Origin of the sequence: Mesorhizobium sp. M4A.F.Ca.ET.020.02.1.1, assembly GCF_004022645.1 — a bacterium.
Taxonomy (GTDB): Bacteria; Pseudomonadota; Alphaproteobacteria; order Rhizobiales; family Rhizobiaceae; genus Mesorhizobium.
Map to the genome: position 1 here is coordinate 1 of NZ_RZOI01000001.1, position 18,963 is coordinate 18,963.

The following is an 18,963-nucleotide window of genomic DNA, read 5'->3' on the forward strand; positions in this document are numbered from 1 at the left end:
GAGCACGAGCTTCTGCAGGATGCTCATCTGGGGTCGCGCCGGGCTGTTACTTGAAACGGTAGGTGATGCGGCCCTTGGTCAGGTCGTAGGGCGTCATCTCGACCAGGACCTTGTCGCCGGTCAGCACGCGGATACGGTTCTTGCGCATGCGGCCGGCCGTGTGGGCGATGATCTCGTGTTCGTTTTCGAGCTTCACCCGGAACATCGCGTTGGGCAGCAGTTCCGTGACCACACCCGGAAACTCGAGGACTTCTTCCTTCGGCATTCGATACCTTTGCTTGGATTTCGGTTCCGGCGCTCGGATGATTTCCGGCCGAACCGACCGGAAATCATCCGACTCCGGCCGGAATTTCGGCGAAACCTATATGATAATCGTCCGCTTGTGAACACGCTTAATCCAAGGCGCTTTTTGCCTCGGATGCGGGAAAACGTCTGGCGATGCGCGCCTTCAGGCGCTCGCGCACATCGCGATAGGCGGCCATGATGTGCTCGCGCGTGCCGCCGGCATCCGTCGGGTCCGGCATCGGCCAGTATTCGACCTCGACGGCGAGCGAGCGGGTGAGCTCGAGCGCCGCGTGGTGCGCCTCCGGCGCCAGCGTGACGATCAGGTCGAAATAGTCGTCCTCCAGCTCGTCCATGGTCCTCGGCTGGCGCTCACCGAGCGACAGCGTGTCCTCGGTCAACACCGCGTCGACGAACGGGTCGCGTTCGCCCGCGCGCACGCCGGCCGAGGCGACGAAGATGGCCGAGGGCAGCATGCGCCGCGCCAGCGCCTCGGCCATCGGCGAACGCACGGCGTTCATGCCGCACAGAAAGAGGACCGAATGCGGCAGCGAGGCCAGGGCCTAGCCTCGCCAGTGCAGCACGCAGACCAGCGTGAACAGCCGGCGCGCCGTGTCGAAATCGATGTCGATCTTGCCGGCAAGTCGGTCCATCAGAGTTTGCGAACCCTCATTGTGCAGGCCGCGCCGGCCCATGTCGATCGCCTCGATATGGCTCGGCGTCGACGAGCGGATGGCGTCGTAATAGCTTTCGCAGATCAGGTAATAGTCCTTGACGATGCGCCGCAGCGGCGTCAGCGACAGGATGTGCGTGACGACGGCCGCGCCATCCTCGCGCGCCACGGCGAAGACCAGCCGGGAATCGACCAGCGACAGCTTCAGCCTGTACGGTCCGGCTCCGTCGTCATTGACCGGCTGGAAACTGTTTTCCTCGATCAGGTCGAAGATCGCCACCGCCCGCTCGTGCTCGACATCGGGCGTCGAACGGCCGATCGATTCGTCGAGCTCGACATCGATCAGCCTGGCGCGGGTTTGGTCGTAGTCGGACATCGCTACATGTTCAACCTGATCGCGACGGAACGGCCATGCGCATCAAGCCCTTCCGCCCTGGCGAGCGCGATCGCCGCCGGCGCCAGCGTGCGCAGCTGCTCCGGCCCGAGCTTGAGGATCGAGGTGCGCTTGACGAAATCGAGCACCGAAAGCCCCGATGAGAAGCGCGCCGAGCGCGCGGTCGGCAGCACGTGGTTTGAGCCGCCGACATAGTCGCCGATGACCTCGGGCGTGTGGCGGCCAAGGAAGACGGCGCCGGCATTGCGCATCCTGGCAAGGAAGGCCTCGGCGTCGTCGATGGCAAGTTCCACATGTTCGGCGGCGATGCGGTCGACCAGCGGCAGCGAGGCTTCGATCGTCGGCACCAGGATGACGGCGCCGAAATCGCGCCAGCTTGCAGCGGCGGTCTCGGCGCGTGGCAGGTTCTGCAACTGGCGCTGGACGGCTTCCTCCACCGCCTTGCCGAAGGCGGGGTCGTCGGTGATCAGAATCGATTGCGCCGACACGTCATGCTCGGCCTGGGCCAAAAGGTCGGCGGCGATCCACTCGGGGTCGTTGCTGCCGTCGGCCACCACCAGCACTTCCGACGGTCCGGCGATCATGTCGATGCCGACCGTGCCGAACACCTGGCGCTTGGCCGCCGCGACATAGGCGTTGCCGGGCCCGACGATCTTGGCGACCGGCCTTATCGTGTCCGTGCCATAGGCAAGGGCGGCGATCGCCTGCGCGCCGCCGACGCGGTAGACCTCGGAGACGCCGGCGATATCGGCCGCCACCAGCACCAGCGGGTTGATGACGCCGCCCGGCGCCGGCACCACGATGACGATGCGCTCGACGCCGGCAACCTTGGCCGGCACCGCGTTCATCAGCACCGAGCTCGGATAGCTTGCGGTACCGCCCGGCACGTAGAGCCCGACAGCCTCGATCGCCGTCCAGCGCGAGCCGAGCTCGACGCCGGCGGCGTCCGTGTAGCGGTCGTCCTTCGGCTTCTGCCGCTCGTGATGCGAGCGGATGCGGTCGCGGGCGAAGCGCAGCGCCTCGACCGTTTGCGGATCGGCCTCGGCATAGGCCTTGGCGATGTCATCCTTGGAGACGGCGACGCCAAGCTTGGCGAGGTCGGCCTTGTCGAACTTCAGCGTATAGTCGATGAGGGCCTTGTCGCCCTCGGCGCGCACGCACTGGACGATCTCGCGCACCGCGGCGTCGACATCGGCCGACACCTCCCGCTTGGTCGTCAGGAAGGCGGCGAAACGCTGCTCGAAATCGGCGTCGGAATGGCTGAGTGTGATGGCCATCTGCTGCGCTCAAGCCCTGTGCACGGGACGCGAGGAGGCTTCCCAGGTGCCGCCTATGTCGGCAAGCCGCGCCTCGATGCACTCGACATCGAGCATGATCGTGCCGCCGCCGGAGAAGATAAGCTCGACGATGCCGGCGGGCTTGCTGATTTCGATAAAGCTGATCGCCAAAAGTGACAGCACCTCGGCCGGCTTGTCGCGGGCGATACCGCTGGTCTTGGCGCCTAGCACGCGGTCGAAATGCAGCACCGCCTGCCGCCGCTCATTGTGCTGGCGGAACAGGCTGGATTTCGCCTCCCAGACGAAACGGTTCATGGTCAGCACGAAGCGCTTGGCCGCCGGCAGGAATTCGAGGTCCGAGACCTTCATCACGGCGTCCTGGACATGGGCCGAGACGATGCCCAGGTCCTGGTCGTCGAGCGCGATGAGCTTGAGAGCCATGCGGAATTTGTACCTAACGTTGGTTTCAAGCTTCGTGTTAGGCGGTCTTTCCATTCCGCGCAACCGCACAGGGTTTCTGTCAAGGCAACCGGCTCAGGTTTGCCAGCGGACTTCTCCCCCGTTTACGGGCAGAAGGTGCCGGCAGGCGGATGAGGGGCGGCGCCGACTTTTAACAATTGGCCATTCCAAAACGAGTTGAAGGCCTCTTTGTCTGCAACGGGTGCCTTGCGGCCGTCAGCCCGAAATCCGCTCTATCACCGCGCCGCAGCCGGAAAGCTTCTCCTCCAGCCGCTCGAAGCCGCGGTCGAGGTGATAGACGCGGTTGACCGTGGTCTCGCCTTCGGCGGCAAGGCCAGCGATGACCAGCGAGACCGAGGCGCGCAGATCGGTCGCCATCACCGGCGCGCCCTTCAGCTTGGCGACGCCGTCGACGATGGCCGTCTGGCCGGAAAGCGTGATGTGGGCGCCGAGCCGGGCGAGCTCCTGCACATGCATGAAACGGTTCTCGAAGATGGTCTCGGTGATGCGCGACTTGCCCTTGGCCATGGTCATCAGGCCCATGAACTGCGCCTGCAAATCGGTCGGGAAGGCCGGGAAGGGCGCCGTCGTCACGTCGACCGGCGCAATGCCGGCGCCGTTGCGCCGGACGCGGATGCCGGAATTGGTCGGCGTGATCTCGGCGCCGGTCTCGGAAATGACATCGAGCGCGGTCTGCAGCAATTCTGGTCGGGCGCCTTCGAGCACGACGTCGCCGCCGGTCATCGCCACCGCCATCGCATAGGTGCCGGTCTCGATGCGGTCGGGAATGACGCGCACGCGGGCCCCCGACAGCGCCTCGACGCCATCGATGGTGATGGTTGGCGTGCCGGCGCCGGAAATCCTGGCGCCCATGGCGTTGAGGCATTCGGCGAGGTTGACGATCTCGGGTTCGCAAGCGGCGTTTTCCAGCACCGTCTCGCCCTTGGCCAGCGAAGCAGCCATCATCAGCACATGAGTGGCGCCGACCGACACTTTCGGGAACACATAGCGGTTGCCGACGAGACGGCCGTTTTTGGTCTTGGCGATGACATAGCCGGTGTCGACGTCGAGATCGGCGCCGAGCGCCTGCAGGCCTTCCAGGAACAGGTCGACCGGGCGCGTGCCGATGGCGCAGCCGCCCGGCAGCGACACCTTTGCCTCGCCCATGCGGGCCAGCAGCGGCCCGATCACCCAGAAGGAGGCGCGCATCTTCGACACCAGTTCATACGGCGCCGTGGTGTCGACGATGTTGCGGGCGGAGAAATTGATGGTGCGCGAATAGCCTTCCTGCTGCTTCTCACGACGGCCGTTGACCGAATAGTCGACGCCGTGATTGCCGAGGATGCGGATCAATTGCTCGACATCGGCCAGATGCGGCACGTTCTCCAGCGTCAGCGTGTCGTCGGTGAGCAGCGAGGCGATCATCAGCGGCAATGCCGCGTTTTTCGCGCCGGAGATCGGAATGCTTCCGGCGAGCTTGTTGCCGCCGACAATTCTGATGCGATCCATGAGAGAATGTCCCCTCGGCCGGAACGGCCGGTTCAATCGTTTGAGTATCGGCCCGTCTAGACCATTGGCCGGCTTGGTTCAAGGATTCTGGGTCCCCTGCGCCGAGTGTGGCGGAGCAGTGTGGCCGGGTTTGGGCTAGTCCTTGTGCATTTTTCCAGCAGTCGGCAATCCTTCCGGCCGCTGATCGGGCTCATTGGCGCGCCGCTTGTCGGCGTCGCCCGAGCGGCGCGAGCGCGACTGCGCCTTGCGCTTCCCGAGATTGGCGCGCAAGGCTTCGGCGAGCCGGTCCTTGCGGTCGCCTGCGCCTTTTTTCGGTGGATTTGCCTTGTCATTCATCGTCCCATCCCCGGCCGGCTGACTAGCCAACCTTGCTGAGGCATAGCCAACATTGTGGCGCGGCCATGTCGAGGAAGGCGGCTTCCACAGCCGCGGCATTGCCAATGCATGTCGCCCAAAAAGTGCGCAGTGGTTTCGGGACAACGACATGCAACACTCAGGGTCATGCCGCCCAAAACCGCGTGGCGGTTTTGCGACGATGAAGCGCGACACTTTAGGTTTTTCTTGGCCTTGCGCTCGCCGGTTCGTTATGGCAGAAGCCCCGCCATCGGCTGCGGTAGCTCAGTGGTAGAGCACTCCCTTGGTAAGGGAGAGGTCGAGAGTTCAATCCTCTCTCGCAGCACCAGCCTATCCCATTGAAATCGCTGAAGTCCTTGACATGCAAGGGCTTGTGCCCATCTTTCACACCGATTTCAGGACATGGGCGTCGTCGAAGTCCGCGAGCTTCGGATGCGTGATCGTCGGAGCATTCGCGAGGCTGAGGACGCATTCGCGGTAACGATCGAGCCACCTCTGGCGTTCACCGTCGCTGATGCGCGCTGGTGCGTGCACAAGGAAAGGCTCGATAACCGTGAAGCCTACAAAAATGGAGCATTCCGTGGTTGACGGGAACAGGATCTCCGAGATTGGGCCGTTCAGTCCACAGCCTGAATAGATCGGCGGCGGTCCGCCGATGGTGACGGAACACATCGCTCGTTTTCCCGCAAAGACGCTGCGATCATAGCATTTGCCGCCGCCATAGATGCGGCCGCCGGGACGCGAACACTCGGTCAACCCAGCCCTTGAGGATCGCCGGCAGCCCGAACCACCAGAGCGGGAACTGCAGGATCAAGGCGTCGCACCAGAAAAGCTTGCCCATCTCCGCCTGGATGTCCGGCGCGAACCCGTCATGGGCAGCCGCGTTCGCCTCCTCAGACTGCTGACGGTAGTAGTTTGCGTCGCGTATCGTCGTGAAGTTGCGACGATCTGATATTGGGTTGAAGCCGATAGCATAGAGATCTGAGACAACAACTTCGTGTCCCGCCGCAGACAACCCTGTGCGGCGCGGGTCAGGGCGCCGTTGAAGCTGTTGGGCTCGGGGTGGGCGTGAACGATGAAGATGCGCACCGTGCTTTTCCCCCTCGGTCGGAATGTTCACCTTCCAGGCGCCGAGAGAACCCGCGCCGCGACATAGTCTAGCGAGAACACACCGGCGCCGCGTGCCAGCACGAGCAGCAGCAACGACGCCCATAGCAGGTGCTCCGCCCAGTTCTCCGGATAGACGAAGATCTGGATGACGGAGACGACGCCGATCAGCATGAGGGCAGCGAGGCGCGAAAACAGCCCGAGGAATATCAACACCGAGCCCGTCAGTTCAGCCGCCGTGGCCAGTAGCGCCGCGATCGACGGGTCGATGAACGGCAGATTGTATTCGTTGGCGAAAAGCTGCAGCGTCACCGGCCAGGATACGAGCTTCGTCTGCGCGGACTGCCAGAAGACATGCGCGACCGCGACGCGTGCGGCGAGCTGGACCAGCGAAAACGGAATGTGTTCGGGAAGCTTGATGATACGCTTGTAGAAGCCGACAAAGCCGGCCGGGTTGGACGAGGAGTGTTCGGATATTGCGGTCATGACCATCTCCATCAATTTGAGGGGGAATTCGCGGCGACTCGCACGTTGGTGACGAGCCTGTCGCGGAACAGACGCATAAGGGCGGAAACCAGGTCGAAGGTCGGGTCGAGAGCCAGGGCACGGCCAGTGGCATGCTCGAGGCCGAGACCGTGTTTCAGCGAATGCCAGAAGGCGAAGCTCGCGCGGTCGAGCAGAAAAAGCCGCACATAGTTCCCCGATCGCCACAACGCCACACGTTCGGGACGCCTTGTCCAGGTGGTGCCTTCGTCGGCCGCCGTCTCCTGTTGATGCGCCATCCATACCGACAGGATCGACCAGTGCGAGACGATCAGCCGCAGTGAAGGCTGGAGCAGGATATCCGGCGAGGGCCCGAGGTCGGTGTTGTCGTATTCTGCGAGGCTGCGGGGCGGCAGCGAAGCCGTATCGAGTGCCTCCGCTATGGCCCATTCCAGCCGCGCCGTTTCGGCGACGATCGGCATGTCGGACAGCGTGTCGATGGTCTTCAGGAAGCGCGGGAAGCCGGCCCCATAGCGCGAAAGACGGGATTCAACCGGCGGGTGGCGTCGAATGAACTCGCTCGCCACATAACGGAAGAAGCGTTCGTCTACCAGCCGGACGGTGACGGGAAAAACCGCCATCAGCGCCGCGGTCAGCGAACTGCGCGTGTTGTTCTGGTAGATGCGCAGGCGGGCCAACGGATCGGCCCTGCCGGCGGTCAGCACATTTGCGGCTGCGACTGGTTCCATGGCGAGCACCGATCGCGCCCGGGTGGTCTGCAGGAGTTCAAGCGGCAGCATGGTATTCCTCCTCAATTGACGGCAACGCTGCGGACATGGACGGCCTGGCGGCTCTGGCAGCGGCAAACGCCGCAAGCACCGGCATGCTGGTCGTCGTTTCGCCTTCGAGAGAAAGGCGGATGGGCGCCGACCGGGCTTCGGTCGTTTGGTTGCGTCTCGCAACCTGCCGACGGTTGAACATGATCGAGGCGGTCAGCATGTCGGCCCACATCGCTTCGCCAAGCAGCACGTCGAGAACGGGAACGTCGGTGTCCCATTCGATCAACGTCGGGCGCGGTCCGAGCCGGCCCACGGCATGCTGGTAGAGCGCCCAGACGACCGGCGGCACCCGCGAGCCATGGTCGTCGATGAGCACGGTGTCGGCACCGACCTGATTGATCGCGTGGCCGGCAAGATGGATTTCGCCGATCGCGTCGGCCGGCAGCGCATCGATGAAGGCTTTGGCGTCATACTGCAAATTGTGCGCCGAAACCTGGACGTTGTTGACGTCCAGCAGCAGGCCGCAGCCTGTTCTCGCCACCAGCTCGGCCAGGAATTCGGCCTCGTTCATCGAGGAGTCCGCAAAGGCCAGATAGGCCGACAGGTTCTCGATGAGCACCTGCCGCTTCAGCGTGTCCTGGACGGTCTCGACATTGCGGGCAACGACGGCCAGCGCCTCTTCGTCATAGCGCAGCGGCAAGAGATCATTGAGATAGGCGCCGTCGGCAACGCTCCAGGCGAGATGCTCCGAGACCAGATCGGGCTGGAAGCGCGCGCAGACCTTGCGCAGGCGCTCCAGATGGGCACGGTCAACTCCCCGCGCGCTGCCGAGCGACAGGCCAACGCCATGCACCGAAAGCGGGTAGATCTCACGCAGCCGCTCTAGCGCCTCGACGCAGGCGCCGTCTCCCATGTAGTTCTCGGCATGAACTTCGAGCCAGCCGGCGGAGGGCCGTCGCGTCAGCATCTCCGAGATGTGGGGGGAGCGAAGACCGATGCCCGCTGATGCGGGGATCGCGAGGGGCTGAAACGCACGGGACATCGGTCTGCTCCATTCAAGAGGGTCGGTTCGAAGTCTGGATCGTTCAGGCTTTCGGCTTGTCGCTGCCGCCGGTGATCTTGGCGCAGCTGCCTGCGGGCACGTAGAGCCAGGAATCCGGCTGATTGTCGGTGGTTGCGGTGCCGGCGCATGAATGCGTCGCGGTCTGGCAGTCGTTCTGGCCGGCCTTGACGACGCCGTAGCACTTCTCGAAGGCGAAGCCGGGCTTGGCGGCGGGACCGCTGTAGGCCGCCGTCGCGGCGAGCGAAGTGGCGGCCGCGAGCGCCGATCCGATGAGGGTCTTGGTGTTGATCACAGGCTTGTCTCCTGGTTGGTGTTTCGAGGGAAAGACCGGCCTCCAGGGCCCGTCTGCATGCAGTCTCTCCGATCGTGACGCCGAGCTGAAATGCTGTCTCGGCATGGAATTGATACGCGGCCACTATGTTCTGGAGAGCGATGCGAAAAAGCCCTCCGGCGGGGGCCACCGGAGGGCTTGGCGCCTGCGTTCGGGAGTATGCGAAGCAGACGCTGCTAGGCGGGAGGGAGGCGCGCCTATATGTGTTGGGCTCGGCAGCCGACAGCTGGGCGTTCGTCGATGCCGAAAAGATCGGCGACAAGCCAGCCTTCGGCACATTGCCGACCTCTGTCACGCAAGCCAGTCAGTTCACCCCAGTCGATCCAGGGTCTCGCGAAGAGCGCAGCCCCACCTCGGTATTGACTGTCGAAGATGGTGTGAACCGGCGCGCATTTGGTCGTGCAATGGGTGGAGGAGAAGCTGCGATCCGGACATAGTGTCGTGAACAGTGAAGGCCTACCTGCGATGATCAGGCGATGGCTGGTTTTCGGCGACCGAGCAGGCGGCAACTGCGAGAGCTCGCCATCACCCCAATAGCTGTCGCCGTCGATTTCGACAGGCGGGGAGAGGAACGGGACGGTGGCTGCCGCCACGATCGCGTTGATCGACAATTGCTCGCCTGTGAAGACCTTCACGGCGTCGGTGCCGGCGTTGACGGCCAGGACGCCGAGTTTCACCGGGCAGCGCTCGTCGCGGAGTTGCTCGATGTCGATCGACTGTTCCAGTATCGATCGAAGCAGACTGGCTCTGTCGATGGAGAACATCGAGGCGTGGCTGACGCGCCGCCAGAAGTTGGTGAGCGCCATCCGAGCGCCACGCCGGCCGCCAAGGCTCAAGCCGTAGGCCAGGACCGCCGCCTCCACAGCTCCGAAACCGGACGCTGTAACGGCGCTGAAGACAAGGTTCGGCTCATCCAGCAGGCGGTCGAGCACGCCCCAGACGAAGGCGCCGTGTGCATCACTTGCCAGGATGATGTCGACAGACTGCCCCTCTTCCAGCCGGGAACGCGTCCCGGGAATGATGGCCTGGTCAATTCGCGTTCCGGACTGGACGTGCATCTCTTGGTCTCCATCCCAAAGTCGCTGGCGGGGCGACTGGTGAGGAGACTGCCGCATCTTCTTCTTCAGCCGAAATGCCAAGGTGGCATGAAGTCCATAGGCAGATTGCATTGGCTGCCGGTCTTTTCGGGCCGCACTCTTCCTCCCGATCAGGCCAGGCGATGCGTGTCACCAACTCTGGCATCGTTGCCAGAACCGCGGCCTGGAACAGGAGGTGAATGATGAGAAGACCACTCGTCTGTGTGGCTGCGCTTTCAATTGGTCTTGGTGCGAGCCCGGCTTCAGCTGACCCGTTCAATGACCTCGCCGCATTGCCGACGTTCTATACGGACGCCACGATGCAGACGATGAAACCGATGGCCGGGTTCAAGAAGGCCTGGTTCGCCGTGCCGAAGCATGACCGGGTCAAGATGACGAAGGCTTGCAACGACCCGTCGATGAGTAAGCCCCACGCCCAATTCTGCGCCAACGTCCTCGCTTTGGGCGGAGCTAATTAGCGGTGCGACCGTAGACATCTACGAGATGCATGCCCGGCATAACCTCGATACGCAGATGGCATTGGCAGGTTGCCGGCTGGTCGTCGCAAGATCAAACTCAGCAATGAGGAACTCGGAAATTCTGACTTGCTGTCAATCAGTCAAACGGTCGTCGATAGGGCGACTACCCGATCAGAGAAGGACTTGAAAATGAATCTAAAAGCTATCTGCCTCGGTGCTTTTGCCATTTCCAAGCTCGGCGGCGTTGCCTTCGCCGGCGCGCTCGACGAACCGTCCAACATGCAGCCCTTCTTCACCGATTCCGGCATGAAGGCGATGAAGTCGAGTGCCGACTTCGAGACGGCGTGGAAAGCCATGCCGAAGGCGACGCAGGATGCGATGATGAAGGAATGCAACGACGCCGCCATGAGCAAGCCGCATGCTCAGTTCTGCGCCCAGCTCTTCGCCTTGGGCCATCACAGCTGACGCTTCCCGGCGCCGAGCACTATTGCACGGTTTGATGGCGGGCCCTGGCCCGCCATTGGCGCATGACGAAACGCTATCGACTTCATAGCCCCCGTGCATTGGCGTGATGGAATGGTTTGCGGCACGGTTCCAACCTGCACATGCATCTATGCAGCAGAGGGATAAACCGGCATGGACATTCATCACATCCGCTACTTCCTGGCCGTGTGCGAGACGCGGAACTTCACGCGCGCCGGCGAAAAATGCAACGTCACCCAACCAGCGCTGTCGCGCGCCATCCAGCAGTTGGAGGATGAGGTCGGCGGCCTGCTGTTTCGCCGCGAACGGAACCTGACCCACCTTACCGATCTGGGTGCCCTGCTACGCCCGCGGTTCCAGCAGATCCTCGACGAGGTGACCGGCGTGCGCCAGGAGGCGTCGAAATTCCTTTGCCTGGAAAACGCAAATCTCAAGGTTGGCGTCATGTGCACCATTGGTCCGCGTCGCTTCACCGGCTTGCTGGCCGATTTCAACAGACGCCAGCAGGGCATCCAGTTGCAGCTGGTGGAGGGTGTGCCGGCTTCGCTGTCGCAACTGCTTGAAGCGGGTGAGATCGACGTCGCCATCATGGCGTCCAGCAACAGTTTTCCGGAGCGTTTCGACGTCACTCCGCTCTATCGCGAGCGGTTCGTCCTGGCCTTCCCGAACGGTCACCGGCTGGCTCGCAACGACAATGTCGCCATTTCCGAACTCGACGGCGAGAACTACCTGAGAAGGTTGAATTGCGAGTATCGCGACCACCTCGCCGGTCTCTGCAATGACCGCGGTGTGAAGCTCAGGATATCCTACGCCAGCGAGCGCGAAGACTGGATCCAGAACATGGTTTCCGGTGGACTTGGCATCTGCTTCATCCCGGAATTCAGCGCCGTCATCCCGGGCTTGCAGATCAGGCCTGTCATCGACCCCGAGGTTTGGCGGGAGGTCTCGCTGGTCGTCGTGTCGGGCCGCCGGTTCTCACCGGCGACCTCGACCTTCGTGAACAGTGTCAAGGCACACAGCTGGCCGGAAAGCGGCATAGATCTGCCGGCCAGGAAAACGGCTGCGTAGCATTCGAAATGAAGTCTAACGCCGCGATAAATGTCGTGGCGAAACAGTCTCGTTGGCGCGGTTGTCCATCATAGTTTTCAGGTATCGAATTAAGAGCCAGTCAGCATTTCTCTTTCGTCGAGGCTGCCGTCACTCTCCACTCATGCCCCGCTTCCGCGATTGGGCACCGACAAAGGAGAACTAGACATGGCTTGCAAGACTATTGCATTGCGGGTGCCGCTGAAGTTGGCGTTGACACTCGGACTTCTCACCGCGACCGCCGCGTTCTCGGTGGCTCCGGTTTTCGCCGGCGACTGCCCTGCTGGCCAGGCCGCCACCACCGACATCCAGGAACATCCCAGTAAACCGGTCGGCGTGACCGACACGGTCCTTTCCGCAATCGATTTAAGCAGCAAGGGCGAAGGCTGGAAAGGCAACATGCTGCGCCTGCGCAAGCTCGTTGTTCAGCCTGGCGGCGTAGTGCCGTGGCATGAGCACAATGTCCGCCCGGCAAACATTCTGGTGGTCGAGGGCTCGATCACCGAATACCGCAGCACCTGTAAGGTCGGCATCGAACATCCGGCCGGCGACGCGACGGCCGAGTTCGGCCAGCTCGCCCACTGGTGGAAGAACAACGGCAAGGTTCCAGCGGTGCTCTATTCGGCCGACGTCCTGCCGCCTGCGATGCACGAAGACCACATGATGTGAGCCGCTCGTCGCGGTCAGCAGATCCCAGCATCAGCAATAAAATCGCGTCCTCGGGCGATGGCCTGGGGACGTGTGGCCACGGAGCCTGACATGACGTCCAGTGAACATACCGAACCGAGGCGGCTCCGCATGGTTGCCGCGGACAGCTGGCGCTTCGGCCTGATTGCCTTGATCGCGTTTCTGACGCTTGTCGACCTGTTCGCCACTCAGGCCATCCTGCCTTCGCTGGTGGCAAGATTCGGCGTCAGTCGCGCGACCATGGGTTTCGCCGTCAATGCCAGCACCTTCGGCATGGCGGTGGCCGGTATCGCCGTCGCGCTCTTCGGTCGCGGCATCGATCGCCGCAACGGCATCTGGATCAGCCTGGCCATTTTGGCGATCCCGACGACGTTGCTTTCACAGACCGACAGCATTGTGGTCTTCGCCCTGCTGCGCGTAGCGCAAGGCTTGTGCATGTCGACCGCCTTTACGCTGACGATGGCCTACCTGGCCGAGCATTTCTCCGCGCGGCAGACGACGAGCGCGCTTGCGGCTTACGTGACCGGCAATGTTGCCAGCAACTTCTTCGGCCGGCTGATGTCAGCCGCCGTCGCCGACACATTCGGCATCTCCACCAATTTTCTGATCTTCGCCGGCCTCAATCTGTTCGGCGCCGCCCTTGTCTGGCTCACACTGCAGAAGACCTCTGCAATGATGCGCGCCGATGGGATGGGCGAGCCCGCCCGCGCCGCATGGAAGGCTCCGCTGCAAAACGCCGAGCTGCGCGCCTGTTTCGCGATCGGCTTCCTGATCCTTTTCGTCTTCATCGGCACCTTCACCTATGTGAACTTCCAGCTCGTTGCGACACCGCTGTCGCTGACACCGATGGCCTTGGGCGCGGTCTATTTCGTCTTCCTGCCCTCGATGCTGACGACCCCGCTTGCCGGGCGCGTCGCGGCAGGTCTCGGTCCGAGCGGAGGGATCGGAGCGACACTCGGGCTGGCGATCGTCGGACTGCTTCTGCTGCTCGCCGCCAGCCTCCCGGTCGTTCTTGCCGGGATGGCTTTGGTCGCCATCGGCACCTTCTTGGCGCAGGCGATAGCCACCGGGCATGTGAGCCGGACCGCCTCGCGCGATCGCGCCGCCGCAAGCGGCATCTACCTTGCGTCCTACTATGCGGGCGGGCTCGCCGGCAGCTTCATCATCGGGCAGCTCTACGACCGTATCGGCTGGGCCGCGTGCGTGGGTGTGCTCGCCTCGGTTCTCGCCGGCGCGATCGCGACTGCGCGCATGTTGCAAACGCCGAGGACGTGACACGCAAAGACCGACAACTTCGCTATCCAACCAAGGAGACTGACATGACCAACTACCTGAAAACCATGATTGCAGGCGCCGCCATGCTGATGGCGGTTGCCCTTCCGGCCGCCGCATCCGACGGCGTCGTCACGGTCAAGAGCGACTATTCCGTCGCCGAGACCGTGGCTCGCATCAAGAAGGACGTGCTGAAGAAGGGCATCATGTTCTTCGGCGTGATCGACCAGGCAAGGCTTGGCAAGAATGCCGGCAACGATGTCAGGCCGTCCCGGCTGGTGATGTTCGGCAATCCGGCGCTCGGCACTACCTTCATCACGTCCAATCCCGAGGCCGGCCTGGACTGGCCGGTGCGGGTGCTGGTCTACCAGACCCCCGATGGTTCGGTTTACGCCGCCTACAGCGATTTCGACTGGATCGCCAAACGGCACGGCATCACCGACCGCACCGCGCAGTTCAAGATGGCGACGGAGGTCATCCAGTCCGTGACCTCGACGGTAAGAAAGAACTGAGCGCGGACAGTGCCGGAGATCCGCTGCCTGTGCATCCAAGGAGGGCGCCCCGCACAGCGAAACTACTCGGCGGCGGCGGCCAGAGCCTTCGCCCGTTCGCCGAACCACTTCTTCTGCGTGGCCTCGCGCACCAGCGCGCCGACTGCAGGCGAGTGCCTGCGGCCGCGTACGGTGACAAGATTGACCTCGCGCCAGAACTCCGGTTCGGTGATTGGCAAGGCCACCACGCCCGGGTGCTTGGCGGTGTGCTCAGGCATGAAACCGAAACCGAGCCCGGCCGCGATCATCGCCAGCGTCCAGTCGTCACGATCGCTCCAGTAGACCGGGCTGACCGTGACGCCCTGCTCGGCGAGGATGGCATCCGCATAGCCTGCAAACTCGCAATTGTTGCGGTGGATGTAGCTTTCGTTGCTCATATCCTTCACCCGCACCATGCGCTGGTTGGCGAGGCGATGAGCCAGGTGAACCGCCATCACCATCTGCTCTTGAAACAGTGGCAGGGAATGCACTTCTTCGTCGGGCACGTTCGACGGCAACGCATAGATGGCGGCCTCGAGGTTGCCTTCCAGCAGCCTCCGCCTCAGGCTCACGGCGTCAGAATCGCAAAGGTGAAGCTCTACGCCAGGATGATGCCCCCGGACAGCCGCGATGAGCTCGATAATCTCGTCCGGGGCGATCGTGCTCATGATGCCGACCCTGAGCGGCATCTTTTTCAAATTCACATATTGCTCGGCGATCTGCTTTGCCTGGCGCGAGTTCTCGAAGACGCCCTCGAGATAGGTCTCGACCATGCGGCCGAGCTCGGTGAGGTGCGTGAAGCGGCGCTCACGGTGGAATAGCGCTCCGCCGAATTCGTCTTCCAGCAGCTTGATGGCGCGTGAAAGCGCGGGCTGCGTGACATTGCACTGCTCGGCCGCCCTGGTGAAATTCAGCTCCTTGGCGACGGCCAAGAAGTATCTGACCTGGCTGATCTCCACTGCACGCTCCCTCACCGAACGCGCATACGCACGCCCCCGCGTTGCCGGATGATCTTACTAGCTGCCCTTACGTCAAACAACCCGATCGGTCGATCGACACCTCGGATGCGGGACCACGATCTGACCGTCGGCTATCGAATCCATGTCTCAACGGCATTTCCGCAGTTTCGGGCCGCTCGCCATACTGGTCCGCAGATCCAGAGCCGGGGTGCTGCAGCCCGTCGCTCGCAACCACTGGCCATTCGCGCCCGCGGCTCAAACAAGAGGAAATGACGATGCTCAATGGAAAGACAGCACTCATCACCGGCTCGACCAGCGGCATCGGCCAAGGCATCGCCGAAGCCTTCGCGGCCAAGGGCTGCAACATCGTTCTGAACGGTTTCGGAAATGCCGGCGAGATCGAGTTGCTGCGGAAAAAACTGGCCGTCGACCACGGTGTGACCGTCCGCTATGACGGCGCTGACATGAGCAAGGGCGATGCCATCACGGAGATGATGGACAAGGCCATCGCAGAATTCGGCGCGGTCGACATTCTGGTCAACAACGCCGGCATTCAGCATGTCGCGCCGATCGATGACTTCCCGATCGAGAGATGGGAAGCGGTCGTGGCGATCGATCTCATGTCTTCCTTCTATACGATCCGGCGTGCCCTGCAGGCGATGAAGGCGCGCAAATGGGGTCGCATAATCAACGTCGCCTCCGCGCACGCTCTGGTCGCTTCCCCTTACAAATCCGCCTACGTCGCGGCCAAGCACGGTGTCGCCGGCCTGACCAAGACGGTTGCGCTGGAAGTCGCCGAGCAGGGCATCACCGTCAACGCGGTTTGCCCCGGCTACGTGCTCACCCCGCTGGTCGAGAAGCAGATACCGGACACCGCGAGGGCGCGCGGGATCACCGAACAGCAGGTGATCAAGGATGTGCTTTTGGCCGCGCAGCCGACCAAGCAGTTCGTGACGGTGGAGCAGGTTGCTGCGCTCTGCCTGTTCCTAGCCTCGGACGAAGCGGCCTCGATCACCGGCGCAGTCATGCCGATCGAAGGCGGCTGGACCGCCCATTGAGCCGGCAACGAGGAGCGACAAGGCCATGAACAGGATCACGCGAAATCCGCCCGTCTCCGAGGCGGCACTTGAGATCGGCCCTCAGGGTGAGCCCAAACGCCAGACCGTCCTTGTCCTTCAAGGCGGTGGTGCGCTTGGGGCCTATCAGGCCGGGGTCTACCAAGCGCTCGTCGAAGGCGGCGTTGAACCGGATTGGGTCATCGGCACGTCGATCGGCGCCATCAACGCCGCGCTGATTGCCGGAAACGACCCCAGGGATCGCCTGCCGAGGCTTCAGGAGTTCTGGGACGGCGTCTGCCGGAGCAGCCCGCTCGACGAGTTTTTCCGGATGATGGTTCCGAGCAATATCTTCGCCAACATGGGCACGGTGATGCGCGGCATCCCCGGTTTCTTCGAACCGAACCCAAGCGCCATGTTCGGGCTCAATCGCGAGGTCGGCGTCGAGAATGCATCCTATTACACCACCGATCCGCTCAAAAGGACGCTGAGCAATCTGATCGACTTCGACTACCTCAACGGGCGCCACACGCGACTGACGGTCGGCGCGGTCAACGTCAACACCAGCGAACTCAAATATTTCGACACGCGTGAGATGACGTTGTCGGTGGCGCACATCATGGCGTCAGGTGCCTTGCCGCCGGCGTTTCCAGCCGTCTGCATCGACGGCGAGCCGTACTGGGACGGTGGCATCTATTCGAACACGCCGATCGAGGTGGTGCTCGACGCACGTCCGCGGCGCGACGCGCTGATCTTTGCGGTCAACATGTGGCAGCCGCGCGCCACGGAGCCGAAATCGATCTGGCAAGTGATGGGGCGGCAAAAGGACCTTCAATACGCCAGCCGCGGCAAGAGCCACGTGGCCCGCCAGGAGCAGCTGCATCGGCTTCGTCACGTCGTGCGAGAAATGGGAAAGCTCGTCCCCGAGGAGCGGCGCGAGGATACCATCTTCAAGGAGTTGGCGTCCTATGGCTGCCCTTCGGTCATGCATCTTGTCCGGCTCCTTTCGCCGCGCCTCGACGGCGAGGACCACACCAAGGACATCGATTTCACCCGCTCGGGCATCCGCACTCGCTGGCAAGCAGGATACGAGCATGGGCAGCGCGTCCTCGCGGAAAAGCCGTGGGAATGCGAGGTCGACATGCTGCAGGGCATCGTCATCCACGAGTCGCAAGAGTGATGGGCGCGCGCCGAGGAAGACACGGAGACCACCGATGCAGATCATCACCCCCGGCATGCGATTGATTCCGGAAGCCGTGCTTGCCAACAATGCCGCGCTGTTCCGCACGATCACGGAGACTCCCTCGCATGCGGACAAGTCCCTGCATCGCGTGGTCATTGTGGGCGGCGGCGCCGGCGGCCTGGAACTGGCGACACGGCTCGGCCGCAAGTTCGGCAAACGGCGGCTTTCCGTCACACTTGTCGATCGCAACCGCACCCATATCTGGAAGCCGCTGTTGCATGAGGTGGCGTCGGGCGCGCTGAACACTTCGCATGACGCCGTCGAATACATCGCCCATGCCAGCCGGCACCACTATCGATACCGTATAGGCGAAGTCGTCGGCATCGATCGTGCAAAGCGCCAGGTCTTCGTCGCGCCCAGCTTCGACGACGACGGCAGGCAGATCATACCGCCGCGGGTGCTGGGCTATGACACGCTGGTGCTGGCCGTCGGCAGCGTCAGCAACGATTTCGGCACGCCGGGTGCCGCGCGCCATGCCATTTCGCTCGACACGGCTGAGCAGGCCACCCGCTTCAACAAGCGCATGATAGACGCATGCCTGCGGGCCAATGCGCAATACGAGCAACTGTCGCCCGGTCAGCTCCATTGCGTCATCGTCGGCGCCGGAGCGACCGGCGTCGAACTGGCCGCGGAACTGCACAAATCGATGCGGGAAATCGCTTCGCACAACCTCGACAACATCGACTTCGAGAAGTTGATTCGCATCACCATCGTCGAGGCCGGGCCGCGCATCCTGCCGGCGCTTCAGGAGCACATGGCGCGGGCTTCGGCACGCCTGCTCATCAAGATGGGCGTCCAGATACGCTGCGGCATCAAGGTCACCGAAGTGACCGAGGAGGGCATCAGGCTGGGCGAAAAGCTGTTTGTGCCAGCAGAGCTCGTGGTCTGGGCGGCCGGGATCAAGGCGCCGGATTTCCTGAAGACTCTCGATGGCCTCGAGACAGACCGCATCAACCGCCTGATGGTGGACGAGACCTTGCGTGCTGTAGGAGACGAGAATGTGTTCGCGATCGGCGACTGCGCGAACTGCGTCCTGCCGGGCGAAGACAATGCCTTGCCGCCTCGCGCCCAGACGGCTCATCAACAGGCCGACCACCTGGTGAAGGTGGTTGCCGCGCGCCTCGCGGGACAGGCCACGCCGGCCTTCCGCTACCGCGACTACGGCTCCCTTGTCTCGCTTGCCGACTACGGTGCGTTCGGCAGCCTGATCGGCGGGCTGAAGATCGAGGGCCTGCTTGCGAGGCTCGTTTATCGCTCGCTGCACAAGATGCATCTCAAGGCGGTGCACGGCCTCGCAAAGACCGCGTTGGACTCGATCGGCGAGATGGTGGTCAGGCGCACCAGACCCCGGATCAAGCTCCACTAGGCAGGGCGGAGTCGCT

24 protein-coding genes and 1 tRNA gene are annotated in these 18,963 nt (G+C 63.1%); 10 read left to right on the plus strand and 15 right to left on the minus strand.

Going from position 1 to position 18,963, the window contains the following annotated elements; all coding sequences use genetic code 11:
- Nucleotides 1-46: 46 nt before the first annotated feature.
- The 7 genes from infA to EN742_RS00035 all read right to left on the minus strand — a co-directional run bounded on the left by infA (nucleotide 47) and on the right by EN742_RS00035 (nucleotide 4,930).
- On the minus strand, nucleotides 47-265 hold the full coding sequence (gene infA / locus EN742_RS00005) for a translation initiation factor IF-1 (protein WP_006200926.1): 219 nt from the start codon (nucleotides 263-265) through the stop codon (nucleotides 47-49).
- A 127-nt stretch (nucleotides 266-392) separates the two neighbouring features.
- Nucleotides 393-803, minus strand: a complete 411-nt coding sequence (locus EN742_RS00010; protein ID WP_126056546.1) for a low molecular weight phosphatase family protein — start codon at nucleotides 801-803, stop codon at nucleotides 393-395.
- A gap of 42 nt (nucleotides 804-845) precedes the next feature.
- The gene (locus tag EN742_RS00015; protein WP_126056545.1) at nucleotides 846-1,331 is read right to left on the minus strand and encodes a UPF0262 family protein; all 486 of its coding nucleotides are present in this window, start codon (nucleotides 1,329-1,331) and stop codon (nucleotides 846-848) included.
- A 2-nt stretch (nucleotides 1,332-1,333) separates the two neighbouring features.
- Nucleotides 1,334-2,626, minus strand: a complete 1,293-nt coding sequence (hisD, locus tag EN742_RS00020; protein ID WP_126056544.1) for a histidinol dehydrogenase — start codon at nucleotides 2,624-2,626, stop codon at nucleotides 1,334-1,336.
- Nucleotides 2,627-2,635: 9 nt separating this feature from the next.
- On the minus strand, nucleotides 2,636-3,067 hold the full coding sequence (locus EN742_RS00025; protein WP_128332203.1) for a DUF2948 family protein: 432 nt from the start codon (nucleotides 3,065-3,067) through the stop codon (nucleotides 2,636-2,638).
- A 234-nt stretch (nucleotides 3,068-3,301) separates the two neighbouring features.
- Complete coding sequence (gene murA, locus EN742_RS00030; RefSeq protein WP_126056542.1) at nucleotides 3,302-4,594, minus strand: UDP-N-acetylglucosamine 1-carboxyvinyltransferase; 1,293 nt, start codon at nucleotides 4,592-4,594, stop codon at nucleotides 3,302-3,304.
- Between the two features lie 135 nt (nucleotides 4,595-4,729).
- A complete protein-coding gene (locus tag EN742_RS00035; protein WP_126056541.1) occupies nucleotides 4,730-4,930 on the minus strand; it encodes a hypothetical protein in 201 nt (66 codons plus the stop codon).
- 271 nt (nucleotides 4,931-5,201) lie between these two features.
- Here EN742_RS00035 and EN742_RS00040 point away from each other — a divergent pair.
- A tRNA-Thr gene (locus EN742_RS00040) sits at nucleotides 5,202-5,276 on the plus strand.
- Between the two features lie 56 nt (nucleotides 5,277-5,332).
- On the opposite strand, the gene EN742_RS39930 is transcribed toward EN742_RS00040, so the two are convergent.
- The 7 genes from EN742_RS39930 to EN742_RS00070 all read right to left on the minus strand — a co-directional run bounded on the left by EN742_RS39930 (nucleotide 5,333) and on the right by EN742_RS00070 (nucleotide 9,769).
- Nucleotides 5,333-5,620 carry an NAD(P)H-dependent oxidoreductase gene (locus tag EN742_RS39930; RefSeq protein WP_127400780.1) on the minus strand — a complete coding sequence of 96 codons (288 nt, stop codon included), beginning with the start codon at nucleotides 5,618-5,620 and terminating at the stop codon, nucleotides 5,333-5,335.
- Nucleotides 5,621-5,648: 28 nt separating this feature from the next.
- Nucleotides 5,649-6,068, minus strand: coding sequence for an NAD(P)H-dependent oxidoreductase (locus EN742_RS39935; RefSeq protein ID WP_210211292.1), 420 nt, complete (start codon nucleotides 6,066-6,068; stop codon nucleotides 5,649-5,651).
- A complete protein-coding gene (locus EN742_RS00050; protein WP_126056540.1) occupies nucleotides 6,065-6,541 on the minus strand; it encodes a DoxX family protein in 477 nt (158 codons plus the stop codon). Before EN742_RS00050 ends, EN742_RS39935 begins: the two co-directional genes overlap by 4 nt.
- 11 nt (nucleotides 6,542-6,552) lie before the next feature.
- Nucleotides 6,553-7,338 (minus strand): DNA-binding domain-containing protein, encoded by a 786-nt coding sequence (locus EN742_RS00055; protein WP_128332204.1) that lies wholly within the window; start codon nucleotides 7,336-7,338, stop codon nucleotides 6,553-6,555.
- Complete coding sequence (locus EN742_RS00060) at nucleotides 7,325-8,359, minus strand: DUF692 domain-containing protein (protein ID WP_126056538.1); 1,035 nt, start codon at nucleotides 8,357-8,359, stop codon at nucleotides 7,325-7,327. Before EN742_RS00060 ends, EN742_RS00055 begins: the two co-directional genes overlap by 14 nt.
- A gap of 43 nt (nucleotides 8,360-8,402) precedes the next feature.
- Nucleotides 8,403-8,672 (minus strand): DUF2282 domain-containing protein, encoded by a 270-nt coding sequence (locus tag EN742_RS00065; protein ID WP_127405173.1) that lies wholly within the window; start codon nucleotides 8,670-8,672, stop codon nucleotides 8,403-8,405.
- Nucleotides 8,673-8,908: 236 nt separating this feature from the next.
- Nucleotides 8,909-9,769: a hypothetical protein gene (locus EN742_RS00070; RefSeq protein ID WP_127405174.1), complete on the minus strand. Its 861-nt coding sequence runs from the start codon at nucleotides 9,767-9,769 to the stop codon at nucleotides 8,909-8,911.
- Between the two features lie 221 nt (nucleotides 9,770-9,990).
- On the opposite strand from EN742_RS00070, the gene EN742_RS00075 reads away from it, so the two are divergent.
- From EN742_RS00075 to EN742_RS00100, 6 genes are all read left to right on the plus strand, one after another.
- On the plus strand, nucleotides 9,991-10,266 hold the full coding sequence (locus EN742_RS00075; RefSeq protein ID WP_128332205.1) for a hypothetical protein: 276 nt from the start codon (nucleotides 9,991-9,993) through the stop codon (nucleotides 10,264-10,266).
- Nucleotides 10,267-10,455: 189 nt separating this feature from the next.
- On the plus strand, nucleotides 10,456-10,731 hold the full coding sequence (locus EN742_RS00080) for a hypothetical protein (RefSeq protein WP_126056534.1): 276 nt from the start codon (nucleotides 10,456-10,458) through the stop codon (nucleotides 10,729-10,731).
- Between the two features lie 171 nt (nucleotides 10,732-10,902).
- Complete coding sequence (locus EN742_RS00085; RefSeq protein ID WP_126056533.1) at nucleotides 10,903-11,817, plus strand: LysR family transcriptional regulator; 915 nt, start codon at nucleotides 10,903-10,905, stop codon at nucleotides 11,815-11,817.
- A gap of 186 nt (nucleotides 11,818-12,003) precedes the next feature.
- Nucleotides 12,004-12,504 carry a cupin gene (locus EN742_RS00090; protein ID WP_126059243.1) on the plus strand — a complete coding sequence of 167 codons (501 nt, stop codon included), beginning with the start codon at nucleotides 12,004-12,006 and terminating at the stop codon, nucleotides 12,502-12,504.
- A 90-nt stretch (nucleotides 12,505-12,594) separates the two neighbouring features.
- Nucleotides 12,595-13,797, plus strand: coding sequence for an MFS transporter (locus EN742_RS00095; protein ID WP_126056532.1), 1,203 nt, complete (start codon nucleotides 12,595-12,597; stop codon nucleotides 13,795-13,797).
- Nucleotides 13,798-13,841: 44 nt separating this feature from the next.
- A complete protein-coding gene (locus tag EN742_RS00100) occupies nucleotides 13,842-14,306 on the plus strand; it encodes a DUF302 domain-containing protein (RefSeq protein WP_127405176.1) in 465 nt (154 codons plus the stop codon).
- 62 nt (nucleotides 14,307-14,368) lie between these two features.
- Here EN742_RS00100 and EN742_RS00105 read toward each other — a convergent pair whose 3' ends face one another.
- Nucleotides 14,369-15,283: a LysR family transcriptional regulator gene (locus tag EN742_RS00105; protein ID WP_126056530.1), complete on the minus strand. Its 915-nt coding sequence runs from the start codon at nucleotides 15,281-15,283 to the stop codon at nucleotides 14,369-14,371.
- 275 nt (nucleotides 15,284-15,558) lie between these two features.
- On the opposite strand from EN742_RS00105, the gene EN742_RS00110 reads away from it, so the two are divergent.
- The 3 genes from EN742_RS00110 to EN742_RS00120 are packed head-to-tail and all read left to right on the plus strand — an operon-like array spanning nucleotide 15,559 to nucleotide 18,947.
- Nucleotides 15,559-16,341 carry a 3-hydroxybutyrate dehydrogenase gene (locus tag EN742_RS00110; protein WP_127405178.1) on the plus strand — a complete coding sequence of 261 codons (783 nt, stop codon included), beginning with the start codon at nucleotides 15,559-15,561 and terminating at the stop codon, nucleotides 16,339-16,341.
- A 25-nt stretch (nucleotides 16,342-16,366) separates the two neighbouring features.
- On the plus strand, nucleotides 16,367-17,518 hold the full coding sequence (locus tag EN742_RS00115; protein ID WP_127405179.1) for a patatin-like phospholipase family protein: 1,152 nt from the start codon (nucleotides 16,367-16,369) through the stop codon (nucleotides 17,516-17,518).
- 34 nt (nucleotides 17,519-17,552) lie between these two features.
- On the plus strand, nucleotides 17,553-18,947 hold the full coding sequence (locus EN742_RS00120; protein ID WP_245492210.1) for an NAD(P)/FAD-dependent oxidoreductase: 1,395 nt from the start codon (nucleotides 17,553-17,555) through the stop codon (nucleotides 18,945-18,947).
- Nucleotides 18,948-18,963: the final 16 nt, after the last annotated feature.

What these genes read in the sequence shown, in the direction of transcription:
- EN742_RS00035 (WP_126056541.1), bottom strand. Translation starts at nt 4,930, where the DNA reads ATGAATGACAAGGCAAATCCACCGAAAAAAGGCGCAGGCGACCGCAAG.
- EN742_RS39930 (WP_127400780.1), bottom strand. Translation starts at nt 5,620, where the DNA reads ATGTGTTCCGTCACCATCGGCGGACCGCCGCCGATCTATTCAGGCTGT.
- EN742_RS00115 (WP_127405179.1), top strand. Translation starts at nt 16,367, where the DNA reads ATGAACAGGATCACGCGAAATCCGCCCGTCTCCGAGGCGGCACTTGAG.
- hisD (WP_126056544.1), bottom strand. Translation starts at nt 2,626, where the DNA reads ATGGCCATCACACTCAGCCATTCCGACGCCGATTTCGAGCAGCGTTTC.
- EN742_RS00070 (WP_127405174.1), bottom strand. Translation starts at nt 9,769, where the DNA reads ATGCACGTCCAGTCCGGAACGCGAATTGACCAGGCCATCATTCCCGGG.
- murA (WP_126056542.1), bottom strand. Translation starts at nt 4,594, where the DNA reads ATGGATCGCATCAGAATTGTCGGCGGCAACAAGCTCGCCGGAAGCATT.
- EN742_RS00100 (WP_127405176.1), top strand. Translation starts at nt 13,842, where the DNA reads ATGACCAACTACCTGAAAACCATGATTGCAGGCGCCGCCATGCTGATG.
- EN742_RS00015 (WP_126056545.1), bottom strand. Translation starts at nt 1,331, where the DNA reads ATGTCCGACTACGACCAAACCCGCGCCAGGCTGATCGATGTCGAGCTC.
- EN742_RS00095 (WP_126056532.1), top strand. Translation starts at nt 12,595, where the DNA reads ATGACGTCCAGTGAACATACCGAACCGAGGCGGCTCCGCATGGTTGCC.
- EN742_RS00060 (WP_126056538.1), bottom strand. Translation starts at nt 8,359, where the DNA reads ATGTCCCGTGCGTTTCAGCCCCTCGCGATCCCCGCATCAGCGGGCATC.
- EN742_RS00075 (WP_128332205.1), top strand. Translation starts at nt 9,991, where the DNA reads ATGAGAAGACCACTCGTCTGTGTGGCTGCGCTTTCAATTGGTCTTGGT.
- EN742_RS00025 (WP_128332203.1), bottom strand. Translation starts at nt 3,067, where the DNA reads ATGGCTCTCAAGCTCATCGCGCTCGACGACCAGGACCTGGGCATCGTC.
- EN742_RS00090 (WP_126059243.1), top strand. Translation starts at nt 12,004, where the DNA reads ATGGCTTGCAAGACTATTGCATTGCGGGTGCCGCTGAAGTTGGCGTTG.
- EN742_RS00085 (WP_126056533.1), top strand. Translation starts at nt 10,903, where the DNA reads ATGGACATTCATCACATCCGCTACTTCCTGGCCGTGTGCGAGACGCGG.
- EN742_RS00110 (WP_127405178.1), top strand. Translation starts at nt 15,559, where the DNA reads ATGCTCAATGGAAAGACAGCACTCATCACCGGCTCGACCAGCGGCATC.
- infA (WP_006200926.1), bottom strand. Translation starts at nt 265, where the DNA reads ATGCCGAAGGAAGAAGTCCTCGAGTTTCCGGGTGTGGTCACGGAACTG.
- EN742_RS00050 (WP_126056540.1), bottom strand. Translation starts at nt 6,541, where the DNA reads ATGACCGCAATATCCGAACACTCCTCGTCCAACCCGGCCGGCTTTGTC.
- EN742_RS00055 (WP_128332204.1), bottom strand. Translation starts at nt 7,338, where the DNA reads ATGCTGCCGCTTGAACTCCTGCAGACCACCCGGGCGCGATCGGTGCTC.
- EN742_RS00120 (WP_245492210.1), top strand. Translation starts at nt 17,553, where the DNA reads ATGCAGATCATCACCCCCGGCATGCGATTGATTCCGGAAGCCGTGCTT.
- EN742_RS00010 (WP_126056546.1), bottom strand. Translation starts at nt 803, where the DNA reads ATGAACGCCGTGCGTTCGCCGATGGCCGAGGCGCTGGCGCGGCGCATG.
- EN742_RS00080 (WP_126056534.1), top strand. Translation starts at nt 10,456, where the DNA reads ATGAATCTAAAAGCTATCTGCCTCGGTGCTTTTGCCATTTCCAAGCTC.